This window comes from Bradyrhizobium sp. AZCC 2230, from assembly GCF_036924495.1.
Classification (GTDB): Bacteria; Pseudomonadota; Alphaproteobacteria; order Rhizobiales; family Xanthobacteraceae; genus Bradyrhizobium; species Bradyrhizobium rifense.
In genome coordinates this window covers 4120425-4140594 of record NZ_JAZHRS010000001.1, presented here as the reverse complement: position 1 = coordinate 4140594, position 20170 = coordinate 4120425, and the positions used below count along the sequence as shown (strand labels likewise).

At 64.5% G+C, this 20170-nt stretch carries 22 protein-coding genes; 16 read left to right on the top strand and 6 right to left on the bottom strand.

The features are described 5' to 3' along the window. The first annotated feature begins 41 nt into the window (after positions 1-41). Genes V1280_RS19865 through V1280_RS19845 form a run of 5 tightly spaced genes read left to right on the top strand, consistent with a single transcriptional unit; the run spans position 42 to position 3824 of the window. Entirely contained in the window at positions 42-701 is a 660-nt protein-coding gene (locus V1280_RS19865) for an amino acid ABC transporter permease (protein ID WP_334527634.1), read from the top strand. A gap of 4 nt (positions 702-705) precedes the next feature. Then, positions 706-1425 (top strand): amino acid ABC transporter permease, encoded by a 720-nt coding sequence (locus tag V1280_RS19860; protein WP_334527632.1) that lies wholly within the window; start codon positions 706-708, stop codon positions 1423-1425. Next, the gene (locus V1280_RS19855; protein ID WP_334527630.1) at positions 1425-2237 is read left to right on the top strand and encodes an amino acid ABC transporter ATP-binding protein; all 813 of its coding nucleotides are present in this window, start codon (positions 1425-1427) and stop codon (positions 2235-2237) included. Before V1280_RS19860 ends, V1280_RS19855 begins: the two co-directional genes overlap by 1 nt. 4 nt (positions 2238-2241) lie before the next feature. Next, entirely contained in the window at positions 2242-3210 is a 969-nt protein-coding gene (locus V1280_RS19850; RefSeq protein WP_334527627.1) for an arginase family protein, read from the top strand. A gap of 11 nt (positions 3211-3221) precedes the next feature. Then, the gene (locus V1280_RS19845; protein WP_334527624.1) at positions 3222-3824 is read left to right on the top strand and encodes an urea carboxylase-associated family protein; all 603 of its coding nucleotides are present in this window, start codon (positions 3222-3224) and stop codon (positions 3822-3824) included. A gap of 15 nt (positions 3825-3839) precedes the next feature. Here the strand turns inward: V1280_RS19845 and V1280_RS19840 are convergent, their stop codons facing one another. Continuing rightward, complete coding sequence (locus V1280_RS19840) at positions 3840-5063, bottom strand: polyhydroxyalkanoate depolymerase (RefSeq protein ID WP_334527621.1); 1224 nt, start codon at positions 5061-5063, stop codon at positions 3840-3842. A gap of 194 nt (positions 5064-5257) precedes the next feature. On the opposite strand from V1280_RS19840, the gene V1280_RS19835 reads away from it, so the two are divergent. Further along, positions 5258-5914 carry a glutathione S-transferase family protein gene (locus V1280_RS19835; protein WP_334527618.1) on the top strand — a complete coding sequence of 219 codons (657 nt, stop codon included), beginning with the start codon at positions 5258-5260 and terminating at the stop codon, positions 5912-5914. 280 nt (positions 5915-6194) lie between these two features. Here V1280_RS19835 and V1280_RS19830 read toward each other — a convergent pair whose 3' ends face one another. Beyond that, positions 6195-6419, bottom strand: coding sequence for a hypothetical protein (locus V1280_RS19830; RefSeq protein ID WP_334527615.1), 225 nt, complete (start codon positions 6417-6419; stop codon positions 6195-6197). Between the two features lie 183 nt (positions 6420-6602). On the opposite strand from V1280_RS19830, the gene V1280_RS19825 reads away from it, so the two are divergent. The 6 genes from V1280_RS19825 to V1280_RS19800 all read left to right on the top strand — a co-directional run bounded on the left by V1280_RS19825 (position 6603) and on the right by V1280_RS19800 (position 12028). Beyond that, the gene (locus V1280_RS19825; RefSeq protein ID WP_442895144.1) at positions 6603-6956 is read left to right on the top strand and encodes a hypothetical protein; all 354 of its coding nucleotides are present in this window, start codon (positions 6603-6605) and stop codon (positions 6954-6956) included. A gap of 76 nt (positions 6957-7032) precedes the next feature. Continuing rightward, entirely contained in the window at positions 7033-7866 is an 834-nt protein-coding gene (locus V1280_RS19820) for an AraC family transcriptional regulator (RefSeq protein ID WP_334527612.1), read from the top strand. A gap of 136 nt (positions 7867-8002) precedes the next feature. Then, positions 8003-8929: an SMP-30/gluconolactonase/LRE family protein gene (locus V1280_RS19815; protein ID WP_334527609.1), complete on the top strand. Its 927-nt coding sequence runs from the start codon at positions 8003-8005 to the stop codon at positions 8927-8929. 115 nt (positions 8930-9044) lie between these two features. After that, positions 9045-9638 carry a GNAT family N-acetyltransferase gene (locus tag V1280_RS19810; RefSeq protein WP_334527606.1) on the top strand — a complete coding sequence of 198 codons (594 nt, stop codon included), beginning with the start codon at positions 9045-9047 and terminating at the stop codon, positions 9636-9638. A gap of 16 nt (positions 9639-9654) precedes the next feature. Next, positions 9655-11301, top strand: a complete 1647-nt coding sequence (locus tag V1280_RS19805; protein ID WP_334527603.1) for a GMC family oxidoreductase — start codon at positions 9655-9657, stop codon at positions 11299-11301. 142 nt (positions 11302-11443) lie between these two features. Beyond that, a complete protein-coding gene (locus tag V1280_RS19800) occupies positions 11444-12028 on the top strand; it encodes a WG repeat-containing protein (RefSeq protein ID WP_334527600.1) in 585 nt (194 codons plus the stop codon). Positions 12029-12870: 842 nt separating this feature from the next. Here the strand turns inward: V1280_RS19800 and V1280_RS19795 are convergent. After that, positions 12871-13713: an AAA family ATPase gene (locus V1280_RS19795; protein WP_027529387.1), complete on the bottom strand. Its 843-nt coding sequence runs from the start codon at positions 13711-13713 to the stop codon at positions 12871-12873. Positions 13714-13806: 93 nt separating this feature from the next. Next, a complete protein-coding gene (locus tag V1280_RS19790; protein WP_254133485.1) occupies positions 13807-14052 on the bottom strand; it encodes a GlsB/YeaQ/YmgE family stress response membrane protein in 246 nt (81 codons plus the stop codon). Between the two features lie 123 nt (positions 14053-14175). Between V1280_RS19790 and V1280_RS19785 the strand changes: the two genes are divergently transcribed. The 3 genes from V1280_RS19785 to sseA all read left to right on the top strand — a co-directional run bounded on the left by V1280_RS19785 (position 14176) and on the right by sseA (position 16775). Next, on the top strand, positions 14176-15351 hold the full coding sequence (locus V1280_RS19785; RefSeq protein WP_334527593.1) for a vWA domain-containing protein: 1176 nt from the start codon (positions 14176-14178) through the stop codon (positions 15349-15351). 32 nt (positions 15352-15383) lie between these two features. Beyond that, a complete protein-coding gene (locus V1280_RS19780) occupies positions 15384-15797 on the top strand; it encodes a rhodanese-like domain-containing protein (RefSeq protein WP_334527591.1) in 414 nt (137 codons plus the stop codon). Positions 15798-15920: 123 nt separating this feature from the next. Further along, entirely contained in the window at positions 15921-16775 is an 855-nt protein-coding gene (gene sseA / locus V1280_RS19775) for a 3-mercaptopyruvate sulfurtransferase (protein WP_334527589.1), read from the top strand. Positions 16776-16777: 2 nt separating this feature from the next. Here sseA and V1280_RS19770 read toward each other — a convergent pair whose 3' ends face one another. After that, on the bottom strand, positions 16778-17569 hold the full coding sequence (locus V1280_RS19770) for a hypothetical protein (RefSeq protein WP_334527586.1): 792 nt from the start codon (positions 17567-17569) through the stop codon (positions 16778-16780). Between the two features lie 366 nt (positions 17570-17935). Between V1280_RS19770 and V1280_RS19765 the strand changes: the two genes are divergently transcribed. Beyond that, positions 17936-19096, top strand: coding sequence for a L,D-transpeptidase family protein (locus V1280_RS19765; protein WP_334538363.1), 1161 nt, complete (start codon positions 17936-17938; stop codon positions 19094-19096). Between the two features lie 90 nt (positions 19097-19186). Here the strand turns inward: V1280_RS19765 and V1280_RS19760 are convergent, their stop codons facing one another. Further along, positions 19187-20149 (bottom strand): D-2-hydroxyacid dehydrogenase family protein, encoded by a 963-nt coding sequence (locus tag V1280_RS19760; protein ID WP_334527583.1) that lies wholly within the window; start codon positions 20147-20149, stop codon positions 19187-19189. Positions 20150-20170: the final 21 nt, after the last annotated feature.

Below are 20170 nucleotides of genomic sequence, written 5' to 3'. Positions count from 1 at the left end.
ACAGCGAGACCAGGCATCTTGCGACATGAAAGGCCCGTGCCATGGGCTTCAAGCTCGACTACCTGCTGTCGATCCTGCCCCGTCTGATTGGCGCGGCGGCCGTGAACATCCGGCTGGCTGTCATCATCATGCTGCTCGCCCTGGCGCTCGGCACGGCGTTGACCATCGTCCGCTCGCTGAAGATCGTTGCCGTCAATGCGTGCATCGCCGTCGTCATCAGCTTCGTGCGCGGCACGCCGCTCCTGATCCAGATCTTCATCGCCTATTACGTGCTTCCGGCGGTCGGTCTCGACCTCTCGCCGGAAGTGGCGGGCGTCTCAGCCATCGCCTTCAACAGCATGGTGTTCGTCAGCGAGAGCATGCGCGGTGGCCTCGCCACCATCGATGCCGGTCAGATCGAGGCGTCGACGGCGCTCGGGCTGCCACCGCACGCCATCTGGCTCAAAGTGGTGCTGCCCCAATTGTTCCGGCGCATCGTGCCGGTGCTGATCAACGAAGCGACAATTGTCGTGAAAGGCACCGCGCTTCTGTCGGTCATCACCGTCGTCGACGTGCTGCGCACGGCGCAGCAGATCGCCAGCGCCAGCTATCGGCCGTTCGAGACCATGATCGGCTCGGCGCTCGTCTTCCTCGTCATCAATCTCGTCATCAGCCTGTCCGGCAGGGTGGCAGAGAGCCGCTTCGCTGCGGCGCGGGTCTGAGGCGATGCATTTCGATCCCGCCGTTCTGGTCGACTATTGGCCGCTGCTCCTGCAAGGCGCGTGGCTGACGCTCCAGGTCTCGGTTGCGGCGCTCGTGATGGGCTATGTCGCGGGGATTGCGGTTGCCTTGATTGCGCTCGTGCCGGGCTGGCTGCCGGGACTCGTCACGGGCCTCTATGTCGAAACCCTGCGCAACATTCCCTTCATCATCATTCTCTTCGTCGTCTATTATGGATTGCCGTTTTGCGGCATCCGGCTGCCGGCGACCCTGGTCGGGACCACAGCACTCGCGCTGTTCGCCAGCGCCTATTATGCCGAGATCGTGCGTGCTGCGATTCTCGCATTGCCGCGTGGCCAGTTCGAAAGCGGGCGCGCCATCGGCATGTCGCCGATGAGCGCGATGTGGCACGTGATCGCCCCGCAGATCCTTCGCGCCCTGGTGCCGCCATCCACCAACATGACGCTGACCATGATGAAGGAGTCGGCCGTCCTGTCCTCCATCACTGTGCCGGAGCTCACCTACCAGAGCCTCGTGGTGCAGGGAAACACCTTCGCTCCCTTCGAGGTGTTCGCAGCCGTGGCCTCGATCTACTGGCTGATCGCGGTCGTCATCGCGGAGGCATCCAGGCGACTGGAGCGCAGGGTCGGTGCCGTGCAGGCCGAGTCCGTCAGCCGCAACCGCATCGCCGACCGCTATCTCTCGCTGGTGGCCAGGAGGACGTGATGAGCGCTCCCCCCGTCCTCCGCGTCTCCAACCTGACCAAGCGCTTTCACGGCGTCACCGCGCTCGACAAGGTGTATCTTGACGTGCATGCGGGTCAGATCGTGGCGCTGATCGGTCCGAGCGGGTGCGGAAAGAGCACCCTGTTGCGCTGCCTGACCTGGCTCGAGCAACCCGACGATGGCTTCATCGAGGTGGCGGGCAAGCCGTTGGGGCGCGAATTGATGCCGGGCGGCGTCGTGCGCCGCCAGAACCGCCGGCAGATCGACGCCCTGCGCCCGCAGGTCGGCATCGTCTTTCAGCAGTTTCATCTCTGGCCGCACATGACCGCGCTCGAGAATGTGGTCCGGCCGCAGACCGTGGTGCTGGGCCGGCCGCGGGACGAAGCGACGCGGCGCGGTATCGAATTGCTCACGCGGCTCGGGCTCGCCGACCGGATGGACCGCCACCCGCATGCGCTCTCCGGCGGACAGAAGCAGCGCGTGGCCATTGCGCGAGCGCTGGCGATGGATCCGGCCCTGATGCTGTTCGACGAGCCGACCTCGGCGCTCGATCCGGAGCTGGTCGGTGAGGTACTCGCCGTGCTGCGCGCGCTGGCCGGTACTGGCATGACCATGCTGGTCGTCACGCATGAAATCGGCTTCGCGGCGAGCCTCGCCGACCGCATTGCCTTCATGGACCACGGACGCATCCTGGAGGAGGGGCCGGCGCGCGACATCATGGCCGCGCCGAAAGAGCCGCGCCTTCGCAACTTTCTCGACCTGGTGCGGGCGGACCACCGCATCGTCACGACTACAGCCACCCCCACGGAGTAGCACCATGCCTCGCGTCAACCGTCCCTATGTCGGGATCCCGTCCTTCCTGCGTTCGCGAATCTGCGAGGATCTGTCCACGCTGGACGCGGCCATTGCCGTACTCGGCGTGCCTTTCGACGAGGGCTCGCCGTTCATGCCGGGCAGCCGCCTTGCGCCGCGCGCACTGCGCGAGCATTCACTGCGCTTCTACGGCAGCGGCGAAGGTTACTACGATCCGGAGACCCGGCGCGAATATCTGGTCGAGGAAATGTCGAAGGGCCTGATCGCTGACGTCGGCGACGTCGATATTCACCCGGCCAACGCGCCTCGCACCTTCGAGAACATCACCGCCATGGTGCGCGGGATTCTCGATCGCGGCGCGCTTCCTGTGGTGCTCGGCGGCGATCATTCGATTACCTATCCGATCTTCCGTGCCTTCCAGGAGAAGCTGCACGTCATCCATTTCGACGCGCATACCGACTACGCGCCGTTCGAGAACGACCTGACCATCACCAACAGCCATGCCTTTCGCCATATCGCCGGCATGGACAACACGCTCAGCCTGACGCAGGTCGGCATTCGCAGCCTGCGTCATTCGCCGGCGCAGATCGAGGATGTCATTGCGTCGGGCAACCGTGTCATTCCGATGGGCGAGTTCCGTCAGATCGGTCCGCAAGGGGTCGCCGATCTGCTGCCCGCGGGCTCACGGGTGTACGTCAGCATCGACGTCGACGCTATGGACATGTCGCTGGTTCCAGGCTGCGTTTCGGCTGAGCCCAATGGACTGACGTATCCCGAGCTGCGCGACAGCCTGAAGGCGATCGCCGTGAGACACGATATCGCGGGTTTCGACTTCGTCGAGGTCAATCCGCCGCTCGATGTTGGCACCGGTGTCACCGCTTATCTCGGCGCGCTGACCGTCATCGAATTCCTGGGCCACATCTGCGCCCAGCCGCGCTGGGCAGCCCGCCGCAGCGCTCGTCTCGCCGCTTGAAGGAGGGCATCATGACTGGAACACTCGACGTCATCCCGGCCACGCGTGGCAAAGCCGTTCGGCTGGGCAAGGGGCAGGCCGTCCAAATCATCAACACCTATGGCGCTCAGGTCGTGGACACCTGGGCGTTCTGCATCGGGGATCTCGGACACCATATGTCGATGGAGCACACAAGGGTCGAGAACGGCCGGTTGATGCCGGCCGCCGGCCAGACGCTCTTCACCAATAAACGGGAACCGATTCTGGTGCTGGAGCAAGACACATCGCCCGGCATCCACGACACCCTGATGGCGGCGTGCGACCGCTGGCGCTATGAGCATCTGGGTTGCACGGACTATCATCGCAACTGCGCCGACAACATGGTCGAGGCTCTGGACGAGATCGGCATGAAGGCGAGCCATGTACCGCAGCCGCTCAACCTGTTCATGAACATCCCGGTCAACGGCGATCTCAGCCTGACGCAGGGCGAGCCCGTCAGCAGGCCAGGCGACTATGTGGTGCTGCGGGCTCTCCGGGATTGCTACGTGGTCTTCTCGGCCTGCCCGCAGGATATCACACCGATCAACGGCGCCGGCCGCAAGCCGACAGCCGCGCATATCCGGCTGGTCACTTGAAATCGACGCAGCGCCTCACGAATTGACGTGCACGAAATCCCGCAGCAGCGGATAGATCTCGTTATTCCAGCGCTTGCCCGAGAATACGCCGTAATGGCCGACGCCGGCCTGCATGTGGTGGACGCGGCGATAGGCGCGCACGCCGGTGCAGAGGTCTTGCGCTGCGAGCGTCTGGCCGATCGAGCAGATGTCGTCCTTCTCGCCCTCGACCGTCATCAGGCCCATGCGGCCGACGGCCTTGGTGTCCACCGGGCGGCCGCGATGCATCAGCTTGCCTTGCGGCAGCAGGTGCTCCTGGAACACGTCGCGCACCGTCTCGATGTAGAACTCGGCCGGCAGATCCATCACCGCGAAATATTCGTCGTAGAAGGTCTTGATGCTGGCGGCCTTCTCCTTCTCGCCCTTGGCGATGTGGTTGGCGAGATCCATGTGCTGCTTGATGTGGCGCTCGAGGTTCATCGAGACGAACGCCGTGAGCTGCACGAAGCCGGGATAGACTTTCCGAAGCGCGCCGCGGCACTGCACCGGCACGTAGTTGATCAGGTTCTGCTCGAACCATTCGATCGGCTTGCTCTTGGCGAAGTCGTTGACCTTGGTCGGCTGGATGCGCGTGTCGATCGGCCCCGCCATCAGCGTCAGCGTCGCCGGCCGCGAAGGGTGATTGCCCTCGCACATGATCGCTGCGGCCGCGAGCGCGGAGACTGACGGCTGGCAGATCGCCACCATATGCGGGCGCGGACCGAGCTGGCCGAGGAAGTCGATCAGATGCTCGGTGTAGTCGTCGAGCCCGAAGCGGCCCTCGCTGCGCGGGATATCGCGCGGATTGTGCCAGTCGGTGATGTAGACGTCGTGATCCTGCAGCAGGGTCTTCACCGTGCCGCGCAGCAGCGTGGCGAAATGGCCGGACATCGGCGCCACCAGCAGCATGCGCGGCTGCTCGGTCACGCCGTCCTTCTTGAAGTGCAGCAGCGAGCCGAACGGCGTCGCGTAGGCGATCTCCTCGGTGATCCCAACCTCACGATCGCCCACCTTCACGCTGTCGATGCCGTAGGCCGGGCGGTCATAGGTGAGGGTGGAGCGCGAGATCAGCTCCAGCGCAGCCGAGAGCCGGCCGATCACCTGGTCTGACATGCCCTGGGGCGCCAGATGGAGGAATTTGAGCGCGGACGAGGCCCCTGCCCGAAGCGGGGCCGTCAAGTCCATCTGGTTCTGAAAAGCCTGATAATACATCGACATCATACTGAAGCGCCCACCTGTCCGATGGTGCCATGCAATATCGGAGCCAGAAGCGCGTTGGGCCGACCTCAAAATTGGCACGTCGCTTGCTGCTCATTTCGCAGGAAGCACAGGTGACGGGCACGTCCAGGCCGGGCGGCGTGCAAGTCACTGCGAGTCCAAATAACTGCAAGTCAAAGGCGTGAGGGAAGAGCCCTATGGCGAAGGCGACACTGACCATCAGCAGCAAGAACTACTCGTCCTGGTCGCTGCGTGGCTGGCTGCTGACGAAGTTTTCCGGGCTCGATTTCGAGGAGATCGTCACCGCGCCCGATGACGCATCGGCGCGCGCCGAAATCCTGCTGCTGTCGTCCTCGATCCTGGTGCCCTGCCTGCGCCACGACGGCGCCACCGTCTGGGATACGCTCGCGATTGCCGAATATCTCAACGAGGCGATGCCGGACGCCGGACTGTTGCCGGCAGACCGCGTCCAGCGCGCGCATTGCCGCTCGATCTGCGGCGAAATCCATTCCGGCTTCACCACGCTGCGCGCCTCGCTGCCGGTCAATCTGAAGGGGCATTTTCCCGGCTTCAAGATCTGGTCGCGCGCGCAGGCCGACATCGACCGGGTCTGGTCGATCTGGCGCGACTGCCTGGAGAAGTCCGGCGGCCCGTTCCTGTTCGGCGAGACGCGCACCATGGCGGATGCGATGTACGCCCCCGTGGTGACGCGCTTCGTCACCTATGACGTCAAGCTCGAGCCGCAGCTGAAGGCCTATGCCGATACCATCATGGCGATGCCCGAGATGAAGGAATGGATCGCGGCGGCGAAGGAAGAGCCGGCCGAGATCGAGGAGCTCGAGGTCGAATATTAGGCAGGCGCTGCACGGTCCTGCCTGTTTCCGCGGCGGCCGTGGCCCGCGTCCTCGCCAGCCTCTATGTCTTTGCCATCATTAACTTTTGGCCCCGGTCATTGGTGAGGGCGGTTCTTGCGTCGCGCAGATATTGTGCGCGACGGCTGCGCTTTGTCGACATCTAGCCGTGAACAGCCGCGTACAGCGCTAAACGGCTGATTCGGACGTGATTCGTTCGGGCCGCGTTCCGTTCCTTAAGGCTGAGCGCGGCCCCGTTGCATTTTGAGACAGAACCAAGCCGTCAGGCGACGCCGGAATGCTTCACACGCGGCACGCGCCAGCCGATGACGGTGGCTTCCACCGGGACGCCGGCTGCGTCGTTCTGCCAGCGGCCCTCGACATAGCGGCAGGCGAACGGCAGTTGATATGTCCCGCTGTGGTCCTCACACAGCACTTCGACCGGCAGGCCAGGTGGCGGCTGTCCGGCGCCATCGAATTCCGCCAGACGTCTATCACGCGTTGCCATTCCAAAAATCTCCCCTAATCAAAGCCACGGAAAGAGCGCCCACTTCTTCCGCGCGCGGTTCACTGCTCCCCGTCCGAGGGAACAACCCAAGCTCAACGCGAGAATGCGGTACGAGTGTGGTAGCTTCGGGAAGGCGCGCCCAATCGGCGCACATTGCCGTGATTAATTTGACGAGGAACCTGAATGCCGCGCACGCTCGCCGCCGTGTGTTTCGCCATGTTACTGCTCGTCGCGCACACTCAGGCGCTGGCGCAGGACGTGCCCGGCATCGAGATCTGCACGGTCGAGAAGACCATGGAGCGGCGCACCGGCTGTCTGCAGAGCAATGTCGATTTTCTCCAGAAGACCATCGCCAAGCTCAATCTCGATCATCAGCAGAAGATCGATGCAGCCAACCGCCAGATCGACGCGCTGAAGGTGACGCTCGTGGGCCTGCAGAAGACCGTCGGCGATCTCCAGGCGGCGCAGGCGAAGCAGGCGGACGATCTGAAGAAGAAGCAGGACGCGCCGCCGCCGAAGGATGCGAAGGACAAATAGCGCCTGACCGCAACGCCGATCAAACAGGGCATCTCGTGATCGACTAAACCCGTCCTTGCTTCGAATGAGGGTCATCATGAACCCAGCCCAGCGCGCGCTCTGGTACATCGAGAGCCATCTGGCCGAGCCGATGACGCTCGACGAGATCGCTGCGATCGGTGGCGTGTCGCGGTTCCACATGGTGCGTGCGTTTGCCGCAGCCACCGGTCTGCCGGTGATGCGTTACGTGCGCGCACGGCGGCTGAGTGAGGCGGCGCGCAGTCTTGCCAGGGGCGCGCCGGACATTCTGTCGCTGGCGCTGGAGGCGGATTACGGCTCGCACGAAGCATTCACCCGCGCGTTCCGCGACCAGTTCGGCACCACGCCGGAAGCGGTGAGGGCGGCGACGAGCGTCAATCATCTCACGCTTCAGGAGCCGATCCTCATGGACTCCACCATGCTCGACAACCTCAAAGCCCCGCGTTTCGAAACCGCAAAAGCCTTCCTCGTCGCCGGCCTCGCCGAGCGCATCTCCTGCGACAACGGCGCGGCCATTCCGGGCCTGTGGCACCGCTTCCACCAGGAGGTCGCCGATATTCCGGAACGTGTCGGAAACGTCGCTTACGGCGTGTGCTGTAACGGCGATGATTCCGGCAACTTCGATTACATCGCCGGCGTCGAGGTCACCGACTTCTCCGATCTGCCGCGCGGGCTTGGCCGCATCCGCATTCCCGAGCAGCGCTATGCGGTGTTCACGCATTCAGACCACGTCGCCTCGATCCGCAGCACCGTCAACACCATCTGGAATCAATGGCTGCCGGCCTCTGGCCTGAAGGCCGCGGACGCGCCGAACTTCGAGCGCTATGACGAGAAGTTCGATCCCGTGAGCGGCAATGGCGGCTTCGAGATCTGGGTGCCGGTGAGGGAGTAGCATTGCAACGCTGGCATACCATCCCGCTTGCTTGGCAAGGGGGACCTACTTTGTCATAACCGCAGGCAAATCTTGCGTGTGGGGCCCGTGCCGGACATCCCGTGCAAGCCATAACAAGCAGCCGGGAGGGTCCCACATGTCCAACGTTCGCGTTCTCGCCACCGACCTCGAATTTCCCGAAGGGCCGGTCGTGATGCCCGACGGCTCGGTCGTGCTGGTGGAAATCCGCGGCCAGCGCCTGACCCGCGTTTATCCCGATGGCCGCAAGGAGATCGTGGCCAAGGTGCCGGGCGGCCCGAACGGCGCGGCGCTCGGTCCCGACGGCAAGATCTACATCTGCAACAATGGCGGCTTCTCCTGGATTCCCACCGGCAAGATGATCATGCCCGGACCGCAGCCGGACAGCTATCTCGGCGGCTCGATCCAGCGCGTCGACCTGCAATCCGGCCAAATCGAGACCGTCGTGACCAAATGCGGCGAGCACGATTTGCGTGGGCCGAACGATCTCGTGTTCGACAAGCACGGCGGCCTGTGGTTCTCCGACCTCGGCAAGCGCCGTGCGCGCGAGATGGATGTCGGCGGCATGTACTATCTCAAGCCCGGCATGACGGAGATCGTCGAGGTCGTGCATGGCGTGCTGCCGGCCAATGGCATTGGTCTGTCGCCGGACGAGAACACCGTCTACATCGCGGAGACGCCCACCGGCCGGCTCTGGGCCTATGAGCTCTCCGCGCCCGGCACGCTCAAGCCGGGTGAGGTGATCTACCGCGGCGAGCGGGGAAAACCGATCTGCGGCCTCGGCGGCTACCAGATGTTCGACTCGCTCGCGGTCGAAGCCAACGGCAACGTCTGCGTCGCCACCCTCGTCTCGGGCTGCATCTCGGTGATTGCACCCGATGGCACCCTGGTCGAGCAGGTCCCGACCGGCGACCGCGTCACCACCAATATCGCCTTCGGCGGCCCCGAACTGAAGACCGCCTACATCACGCTGTCCGGCAACGGCGAGCTGATCGCCATGGACTGGCCGCGCGGCGGTTTGCCTCTCAATTTCCTAAACAAGTAAACGGTGCTAGTGACCGTCATTGCGAGCGAAGCGAAGCAATCCAGGAATGCGTCCGCGGAGACGGTCTGGATTGCTTCGTCGCTGCGCTCCTCGCAATGACAAAGGAGACTTCAAGATGCCCTGGCCTGATCCCATCACCCTGCGTGGACAGCACGCCCGTCTCGAGCCGCTGTCGAAAGAGCACCGCGAAGGACTGGTGGAGGCCGTGAAGGACGGCGAGCTCTACACGATCTGGTACACCGCGATCCCGACGCCCGAGAACGTGGCCAAGGAGATCGACCGCCGGCTCGGTCTCCAGGCCGCGGGCTCGATGCTGCCGTTCACCGTGTTCGACGCGGGCGGCAAGATCGTCGGCCAAACGACTTACATGAACATCGATGCCGCCAACCGCCGCGTCGAGATCGGCTCGACCTGGTATGGCAAGAGCGCGCAGCGCGGACCGCTCAACACGCAGTGCAAGATCCTGCTGCTCACCCACGCGTTCGAGACGCTGAACTGCATCGCGGTCGAATTCCGCACGCACTTCTTCAACCACCAGAGCCGTCGCGCCATCGAGCGTCTCGGCGCCAAGCAGGACGGCATTTTGCGCAGCCACCAGGTCGCGCCGAACGGCACGCTGCGCGACACCGTCGTGTACAGCATCACCGCGGCGGAATGGCCGACGGTGAAGGCGCATCTCGAATATCAACTCAACGACAAGCCGCGCTAAAGGCGGCCGAGGCACCATGGATAGATTTGACTATGTGATCATCGGCGCGGGCTCCGCCGGTTGCGTGCTCACAAGCCGGCTCAGTGAAGATCCCAACACCAGCGTCTGCGTGCTCGAGGCCGGCCCGAGCGACTGGCATCCCTACATCCATCTGCCGGCGGGTTTCATCAAGACCTTCCACATGAAGAGCATCAACTGGGCCTACCAGCAGGAGGTCGGGTCCTACACCGGCGGCCGCAGCATCTACGCGCCGCGCGGCAAGACGCTCGGCGGCTCGTCCTCGATCAACGGCCACATCTACAACCGTGGCCAGCGCATGGATTTCGACACCTGGGCGCAGATGGGTAATCGCGGCTGGGGCTATGCCGACGTGCTGCCCTATTTCAAGCGGCTGGAGAAGCGGGTCGGCGAGGGCGAGGACGCGTTTCGCGGGCGCGACGGCAAGCTCACCGTCACGACGATGGAGTGGCGCGATCCGCTCTGCGAGGCCTTTATGGAAGGCGCGGTGTCGCTCGGCATCCCCCGCAACCCCGATTACAACGGTGCGAAACAGGAAGGCGTCTCCTACTGCCAGCGCACCATCGACAAGGGCCTGCGCGTCTCCGGCTCGACTGCCTTCCTCAAGCCCGCGATGAAGCGGCCGAACGTGCATGTGCACACGCATGCGCATGCGACCGAGATCATCTTCGAGGGCAAGCGCGCCGTCGGCGTGCGCTATGCCAAGGGCGGCCGCGGCGGTACGCCGGTGGAAGTGCGCGCCAACAAGGAAGTGATCCTCTCCGGCGGCACCTATAATTCGCCGCAGCTGCTCCAGCTCTCCGGCATCGGCTCGCCCGATTTTCTGAACGCCCACGGCATCCAGGTGCGTCACGCGCTCCCGGTCGGCGAGGGTCTGCAAGACCATTACGCGCCCCGAACGGTGGCGCGCGTAAAGGACATCAAGACCATCAACGAGCTTCGTCGTGGTTTCTCGCTGTGGATCGAGGCGTTGAAATGGGCGACCGCGCGCCGCGGTCTGCTCTCGCTGTCGCCGACCATGGTCTATTGCTTCTGGCATTCCGGCGAGAGCGCCGATAGTTCCGACCTGCAGCTCACCTTCACCCCCGCGAGCTACAAGGAAGGTGTGCAGGGCCAGCTCGAGGACGAGCCCGGCATGACCGTCGCATCCTGGCAGCAGCGCCCGGAGAGCCGCGGCTATGTCCGCATCCGCTCCAATGATCCGTTCGCGCCGCCGATCATCCAGACCAATTATCTCGACGCCGAGCTCGACCGCCGCGTCATCGTCGGCGGCATGAAGCTCGCGCGCAACCTGCTGAAGTCCGCGCCGCTCTCGCCCTATTACGCCTATGAGGATTTCCCCGGGCCGAACATCAACACCGACGACGAGTTCCTGGCCGCCGCCACCGAACGCGGCACCACCACCTTCCACCCCGGCTGCACCTGCCGCATGGGCCCGGCGGACACTTCTTGGGCAGTGGTCGACGACCAGCTCCGTGTTCACGGCCTGGAAGGCCTCCGCGTCATCGATGCCTCCGTGATGCCGCGCATGATCTCGGCAAACCTCAACGCCTCCACGATGATGATCGCGGATCGTGCCTCGGACCTGATCCGCGGCAAGGTGCCAATGGAAGCCGCGCGGATTCCGGAGGCCGCGGTGGCGTGAGGCGATCTTCGTAGGGTGGGTTAGCCCCGCGGCTGCGCAAAGCGCAGTCCGCGCGGCGTAACCCACCACTTCTCTCGATACGGAAACAGAAGAGGTGGGTTACGCTAACGCTAACCCACCCTACGAGCTGAAGGATTTTTGAATGGCGAAGATTGTGAAGGCGGCGGCGCTGCTCGCTCTAATGCTTCTTTCGTCCAAATCTGTCACCGCGGCTGAACGAGGCGGAGATGCGTCGGACGCGGTGTTCGATTGCTGGGAGCCTGAGCTGGACATCAAGCAATGCGCGGCGAGCGGTCCCGATGGTCAGCCGCGCCTGACGAGTTCCTATTTGTCGCGGCTCCAATTCGACTCCAATGGTCTCGCGCGAGTCCTGCTGTATGGCACGGGCAAGAAGGGCCAATGGTACTACACGCGACGTGGCAAACCGCTGGTGCCGGTCGAGACCTACGACAACGGCGCGGATGATTTCGTCGATCGCCGTGCGCGGTCGCCGGTCGGAGGCAAGCTTGGGTATGTCGACCGCAATCTCGACCTCGTCATTCCCGCCATCTACGATGGGGCCTATCCGTTCGAGAAAGGCCTCGCGGTGGTGTGTCGGGGTTGCACGCAGGCTTCCGACGGTTCGCATCATTGGTACGAGGGCGGAGAGTGGGGCCGGATCGATCCCGAGGGACGTGTGGTCGCGCCGTTCCAGCCGTGGGAGATCTGGAAGGAGCAGCAGCGCTAGTCCTGCGAAAACTGCCCGTCGGGCAAAACACCGCCCACCCCGTCAATTCCTCCCCGCAAAAATATTCCACTTTACCGAAATTCGGAATTGCGGCATAAATCGAAACAGCCCGGCCCATCGAAGAGGGGCGTCTCGTTTGTCGTTCGAAACGTGGGTCGGGTTGCGGTGGACGCGGCAGCGTCGGCACGAGATGGGGCGGGCAGGGCGGGTAGTCCCTGTGAGCCTGAGACCCGCGTGTGAACGAGCGGCGCTGTCAAGTTCGTCTCGCCAGCATTCTTTCGGCGCGTGTGCACACTGCCGGAAGACCCTGTGGCGTCGATGAGCGCGCGTACGGCAAAACCGTGTGGTCCTGGCCGTCGTCGCTACGGCCAAGCCTTTTGCGGAGGTGTGGAGCGCCCAACCGGGTCAACCACATCGTCAATTCGCGGGGCGAGGGAGGCCAGAAGGAATTCGGCTCCCGGGAGAGCACGGCATAAGCCGTCAACCCACTGCGCAGGGAAGGCCGTGTGTTCGGCTTCACCTGTATGCCGCTGTGCATTTCTCCCTGCGCTACACTCGCACAGCGGACCGTGGGTGCCAGCCGGCACCCGGCCTTCCCTGCGCCCTCTTTCCTGGAGGGCGAGGAACGAAGCAAAGCTCGGGCGAAATGCGCCGCGAGGATGCGGAGGTGCGTCTGCGGCCACACTCTCGCTGTCATCGTCCGGCTTGACCGGACGATCCAGTATTCCAGAGGCGGTTGTGCTTGAATCGAGGAGCCGCGGCGTACTGGATGCCCCGGTCAAGCCGGGGCATGACACCGATGGTGACGCGACAGCGCAGCGCTATCCCAAGAGAGCGTGCCCTCAAACTTCCCGTCGGCTCAAGAACGCCAGCCGCTCGAACAGGTGCACATCCTGCTCGTTCTTCAGCAGCGCGCCATGCAGCGGCGGGATCAGTTTTCGCGGGTCGCGCTCGCGGAGTTGCTCGACGCTCATGTCTTCGTTGAGCAGCAGCTTCAGCCAGTCGAGCAGCTCGGAGGTCGAGGGCTTTTTCTTCAGGCCGGGCACCTCGCGCACCTCGAAGAAGATGCGCAGCGCTTCCTCGACCAGGCGCTTCTTGATGCCGGGGAAGTGGACGTCGACGATGCGGCCCATGGTGTCGGCGTCGGGGAACTTGATGTAGTGGAAGAAGCAGCGGCGCAGGAAGGCGTCCGGCAGCTCCTTCTCGTTGTTGGAGGTGATCATCATGATCGGGCGCTGCTTCGCCTTGATCGTCTCGCCGGTCTCGTAGACATGGAATTCCATGCGGTCGAGCTCGAGCAGCAAATCGTTCGGGAATTCGATGTCGGCCTTGTCGATCTCGTCGATCAGGAGCACCGGGCGCTGCTCGGCCGCGAAGGCGTCCCACAGCTTGCCGCGCTTGATGTAGTTCTTGATGTCGGAGACGCGGGCATCCCCGAGCTGGCTGTCGCGCAGGCGCGACACCGCGTCGTATTCGTAGAGGCCCTGCTGCGCCTTGGTGGTGGACTTGATGTGCCAGGTCAGCAGCGGCGCGTTCAACGCCTTCGCCACTTCCTCCGCCAGCACCGTCTTGCCGGTGCCAGGCTCGCCCTTGATCAGCAGCGGGCGCTCCAGCACGATCGAGGCGTTGACGGCGACCTTGAGATCGTCGGTCGCAACATAGTCCTTGGTGCCGGTAAATTTCATCGCGCGTCCTTGTTGGTCGTCGGCCGAGGTGCTAGCTCGGTCACGACATGGGAACGGCCGCTCATGGCGGCCGTTCCTGGTTCGGTCAGGCTTTCAGACCCGTTTTATCAGCGAAAGGATGACGAGCACAATCACGGCGCCGACCGTGGCGTCGATGATGGAGCCCAGCGTGCCCGTGGCGAGCGCGATGCCGAGCTGCGGCAGCACCCAGCCGGCCACCAGCGCGCCGATGATGCCGACGACAATGTTGCCGATCAGCCCAAATCCCGCCCCGTGGACAATCTTGCCGGCAAGCCAGCCGGCGATCGCGCCAATGATGAGCGCTGCGAGAATACCCATTGCAAACGTCCCCAAAACAACCCTGTGAGGCGGTCAATTCTAGAGCAAAAAGCCCACCGGTCCAGCGTGCAGCGCCGGGCTCCGCCCCTTGACGTTCGCCACCCGACGGGCAATCTGTCACCCATGTTCCTGCAATTCTTTACGTCTCTGCGCGATGCGCAGGTCCCCGTGACGCTGCGCGAATACCTCACGCTGATGGAGGCGCTCGACGCTGACCTGTCGGACTATTCGGTCGAGAATTTCTACTATCTGTCGCGCACCTCGCTGGTGAAGGACGAGCGCAACCTCGACAAGTTCGACCGCGTCTTCGGCACGGTGTTCAAGGGGCTGGAAAGCCTGCTCGACGCCATGGAGAAGGCGGAGATCCCCGAGGAGTGGCTGAAGAAGCTCGCCGAGAAATACCTCTCCGAGGAAGAGAAGAAGCAGATCGAGGCCATGGGCTGGGACAAGCTCATGGAGACCCTGAAGAAGCGGCTCGAGGAGCAGAAGGGTCGGCACCTGGGCGGCTCGAAATGGATCGGCACCGCCGGCACTTCGCCGTTCGGCGCGCACGGCTACAATCCTGAAGGCGTGCGCATCGGCCAGGAGAAAAACCGCAACAACCGTGCCGTGAAGGTGTGGGACAAGCGCGAGTTTAGGGATCTCGACGGCAATGTCGAGCTCGGCATCCGCAACATCAAGGTGGCGCTGCGCCGCCTGCGCAAGTTCGCGCGCACCGGTGCGCCGGACGAACTCGATCTCGATACCACCATCCGCGAGACCGCCAATCACGGCTATCTCGACGTTCACATGCGCCCCGAGCGGCGCAATGCGGTGAAGCTGCTGGTGTTCTTCGACATCGGCGGCTCCATGGATTCGCATATCGAGCAGGTCGAGGAGCTGTTCTCGGCGGCGAAGAGCGAGTTCAAGCACATGGAGTATTTCTACTTCCACAACTGCCTCTATGAAGGCGTGTGGAAGCAGAACAAGCGCCGCTTCACCGATCGCACGCCGACCTGGGACGTGCTGCACAAATACCCGCACGACTACAAGGTCGTGTTCGTCGGCGACGCCTCGATGTCGCCTTACGAGATCATGGTGCCCGGCGGCTCGGTCGAGCATGTCAACGAGGAGCCCGGCTCGGTCTGGCTCGACCGCATCATCCGCACCTATCCGCATTCGGTGTGGCTCAATCCGGTCGCGCAGAAGCACTGGGACTATTCGGAATCGACCACCATCATCAAACGCATCTTTGCGAACCGCATGTTCCCGATCACGATCGAGGGACTTGAAGGTGCGATGAAGGAATTGACGCACTAGCTGCACGCGCGGCCGACTAGAGGGAGAACCACATGCCCCAAAACATCACCCGCGGCATCAAGGCGCTGATCGACGAGGCCAATGCCGAGATCGAGACGCTGACCGCCAAGGACGCCATCGAGATCTCCAAGAACGGCGACGTCGTCATCGTCGACATCCGCGACCCCCGCGAGATCGAACGCGACGGCCGCATCCCCGGCGCGTTCTCCTGCACGCGCGGCATGCTCGAATTCTGGATCGATCCGCAGAGCCCGTATGCGAAGCCGGTGTTCCAGGAGGACAAGAAGTTCGTCTTCCACTGCGCCGGCGGCCTGCGCTCCGCGCTCGCGGCCAAGACCGCGAAGGACATGGGCCTGAAGCCCGTCGCCCACATCGCCGGCGGCTACGCAGCCTGGCGTGATGCCGGCGGTCCGACGGAGCAGTGGGAGCCGAAGAAGAAGGGGTGAGCGCTCTCGTCATTCCGGGGCGCGCGAAGCGCGAGCCCGGAATCCATTCATCCTCAGTCTCTGCCGCACGATGGATTCCGGGCTCGTGCTGCGCACGCCCCGGAATGACAAGAAAGACCTCGCATGACCGCCACCGACCCCCTCGTCTCGACCGAATGGCTCGCTGCCCACATCAACGACGCCAACGTCAAGGTGCTCGACGCCAGCTTCAAGCTGCCGGGCGTGCTGCCGCTGCCGAAGGATGACTATCTCGCTGCGCATCTGCCGGGGGCGGTGTTCTTCGACGTCGATGCGGTGTCGGATCATTCGAACCCGCTGCCGCACATGTATCCGAGCGCCGAGCAATTCGGCCGCGATGTCGGCAATCTCGGCATCTCGAACGCCGATACCGTGGTGCTCTACGACGCAGGCGGCTGGGTCGCAGCACCTCGCGCATGGTGGATGTTTTTGGCCTTCGGCCACAGCAATGTGCGCATCCTCAATGGTGGCCTGAAGAAGTGGCGCGCCGAGGGACGCGCCGTCGAGAGCGGCGAGGTCAAGCCGAAGGCTGCGACGTTCAAGGCGAGCTACGATACGAAGCGTGTACGCAGCATGCAGCAGCTGATCGCCAATGTCGAAAGTCACGCCGAGCAGGTGATCGACGCACGTGCCGCCGATCGCTTCGAAGGCCGCGCCCCCGAGCCGCGCGCGGGCATTCGCTCCGGCCACATCCCCGGCGCGCGCAACGTGCCTTACAACCAGCTGTTCGATGCCGCGACCGGCGCGATGAAGCCGCTCGAGGATCTCCGCGCCGCCTTCACCGGCGCCGGTGTGAAGCTCGATGCGCCGATCGTGACGAGTTGCGGCTCCGGCGTCTCGGCCGGCGTGCTGACGCTCGCGCTCTATCGCTTAGGGATTACCGACACCGCACTTTATGACGGCTCATGGTCGGAATGGGGCCAGGAAAAAGGCCCGCCGATCGCGACGGGTCCGGCGTAAGATCAGCGCGTGCGCGTGGCGGTCGTGGCGAGCGTCTGCTGCTGCTGGCCGAACGGATCGAGTGATTGCTGTAACTGCTGAGGCGGCGGGCGCCGCACGATGCGGTGACGCTTCTTCGGCTTGTGCGCGCGCGGCTTGCTGTCGGGCGCGGCGCTGTCGGTCTTGGTCTTCGCAGGCGCGAGGTCGTTCAGCGCAGCCACCCTGGCCGCTGCGATGTCGCTCACGCGCGAAGCCAGCGCCGGTGTCGCGGTTCGCGGCACGTCGGTGGCGCTCATCGCCGGGGCCGGCGTCGTGGTGGCGGTGGCAACCGTCGTGTCGGCCAGGGTGAGCGTGTCGGCGGGCGCGGGAGCCGCAGCCTGGATCTTGGCGGGCTCGGCGACTGGCGCTTCGGTTGCGGGCGGAGCCGTCTCTGCGGGCGGCGCGACAGCGGCGACCTGAGGCTCTGGCTGGGGCTCAGACTGAATCTTGGCCTCGAGCGTCACCGCGGCCATCTGCTCGGGCGCGGTTTCGACCGCGGGCAGGCCAATGCTCGGGATCTGGTTGCTTGGGGCTTGGTCTTGCACCGCGGGCGTCGCCTCATTGGCGACCGGCTCCACGCGGAGCGCCGCGAGCACCGGCTGGGCCGGCTCGGGGCTTTGCGCGAACACCTGCTCCTGCGGGCCGTTCCGCCAGGACGGGTTGCTGACATACTGCTCGTGGCTCGCCCGCAGCAGCGAGGCGGCCCCTAAGCCGAACACCAGGATGGAGGTAGACAGCAGGATCGCGGCAAGCAGGAAGCGAAAGCCGGGAAGCATTGACGGATTGCGAATTTCCGCCCCGGCGGTCGGTAGCCAGGGCCCATGAGCCATCTGAACGCGGTGACGGTACTGAGCGCCGTCTTCGCCACGCAGGGATTCGAGCTCAAATCGGTGGCGAATCAGGCTGATTCGACCATATCGCAACGTCTCCGCGCCGTTCCGTAAAAATCGGGGTGGATGACTCCGGCAATCTACGGCGTGATGCGATTTCCATCCCGTGATGCAACGGGGCAACTGTGTGCGATTGCATCACAAATCGCTAAATCGGCCCAACTCGGCCTGTTATGTCTTGAATGTGCCGCTATCTTCGGTCATCTGGCCGTTGACGGCTCGGACGGGGCCCGGGGACTAACAAGAGCGATGATGATCAAACATTTTCTGACGATATGCGCTGCCGCAACAGTCGCTGCGGCGGGAACCTCGCTCGCACAGGCCCAGAGCTATCCGGTCCAGCAGGCGCCGAGCTACGGCGCTCCGGCCGAATACCGGCCCGGCGACCGCGCCCCGAATTTCGACTCGCTGGAAGATGACGACGACGCGATGCCGCAGGCCTCGCTGCCGCCGCCAGGTCCAGCCGACGATCCGCGCTACGGCCGCCCGGCCGGCGCTCCGCCGGTCTATTCGGCCGCCCCGCCGCAGGGCCCGGTGATGTCGCCGGATGATCCGCGTTATGGCCGCCCGGCTGGCGCTCCGCCCGTCTATTCCGCCGCTCCGCCGCAGGGGCCGGTGATGTCGCCCGATGATCCCCGCTATGGCCGCCCCGCCGGTCCGCCCGCAGTGATCTATGCTGATCGTCCGGGCCAGGCGCCCGGCGGTGATGGCCTGCGTCCGCCGGAGGCCGTTGGTGGCCCGGCCTCGACCGGAGCGGTCTCGCAGCAGCCCGCCGTCGGTGCCGATGGCCGGCCGATGGCGATCGCCTCGCTGCCGCCCGAGGAACAGCCCGACGCCGCTCCTGCGCAGTTGGCGCCGAACCTGCGCCGCCAGGAAGTGTCGCTGGCGACCAAGGAGCCGGCCGGCACCATCATCGTCGATACCCCGAACACCTACCTCTATTACGTCCTCGGCAACGGCCGCGCGATCCGCTACGGCGTCCGCGTCGGCCGCGATGGCTTCACCTGGACCGGCGTGCAGAAGATCACCCGCAAGGCCGAGTGGCCGGATTGGCATCCGCCGGCGGAAATGATCGAGCGCCAGCCCTATCTGCCGCGCTTCATGGCCGGCGGCGAAGGCAATCCGCTCGGCGCTCGCGCCATGTATCTCGGCTCGACCGTGTATCGCATCCACGGCACCAACCAGCCCTCGACGATCGGCAAGTTCGTCTCCTCCGGCTGTATTGGCATGCTGAACGAGGACGTCTCGGATCTGTTCGATCGCGCCAAGGTCGGCACCCGCGTCGTGGTGATGCAGGGTGGTACGCCGCCGGGAACGGCGACCGCATCGGCTGCGCCTGCGCCGGCCGGTCCGGTTCCGGGCACGCAGCCGACGGTGGTGCCGCCGCTGCCTGCGCCGGTCACCGTGCGCTAAGCGCGTCACGACAATTCAGATTGCAAAAGGGCGTGCCACTGGCACGCCCTTTTTTGTTTCAGGCTTGCGTCGTTTCAAGTCCGCGTCGCTTCAGGCGAGCTTGCGCGGCAGCTCGTTGCCCTTGGTGAAGGCGTCGATCGCCTCGACCATCTGGCCGTAGTGGATGCACAAGCCGTCCTCGGTCGCGTAGCCGAGATGCGGCGTCAGCACGAGATTGTCGAGCTTGCGGAAGGGATGATCGACCGGCAGCGGCTCGACCGAGAACACGTCGATGCCGGCGCCGGCGATCTTACGTTGCTGCAAGGCCTCAAGCAGCGCTGTCTCATCGACAATGGGTCCGCGCGCAGTGTTGACGAGGAAGGCGGTCGGCTTCATCCGCGCGAGGTCTGCGCGGCTGACGAGGCCGCGTGAACGATCGCTCAGCACCACATGGATGGTGATGATATCGGCCTTGGCGAACAGCTCCTCCTTGGTGGCGTAGCCGACGCCTGCGCCTGCGCACTTCTCCGGCGTCAGGTTCGGGCTCCAGGCGATCACGTTCATACCGAAGGCCTTGGCGATGCCCGCCATTTTGGTGCCGAGCTTGCCCAGCCCGACGACGCCGAGCGTCAGACCCTCGATCTCGACACCGGCAAAGGTTTGCCAGGGCTCACCGGCATGCATGCGCGCATTCTCGCGGCCGATGCCGCGGGTCAGTTCCAGGATCAGGCCCATGGCGAGGGGCGCGGTCGGATCGCGGGAATATTGCGTGCCGCCGAGGAGGATGCCGCGTGCCTTCGCGGCCTCCATGTCGATCGCGGCATTGCGCATGCCGGAGGTGAGCAGCAGCTTCAGCTTCGGCAGGCGCTCGAACAGGCTCTTGGGGAATGCGGTGCGCTCGCGCATCGCGCAGATGATGTCGAAATCGGCCAGCGCGCTGGCTGCGGCTTGCTCGGAGGCGAAGGGATGGCTGAACACGGTGGCGTCGACGCGGTCAGACAGTTTCGACCAATCTGCAACGTCGAGGGCGAGGTTGAAATAGTCGTCGAGAATTGCACAGCGCAGCCGCGTCATCCGCGTTCATCCAAGGCTAGA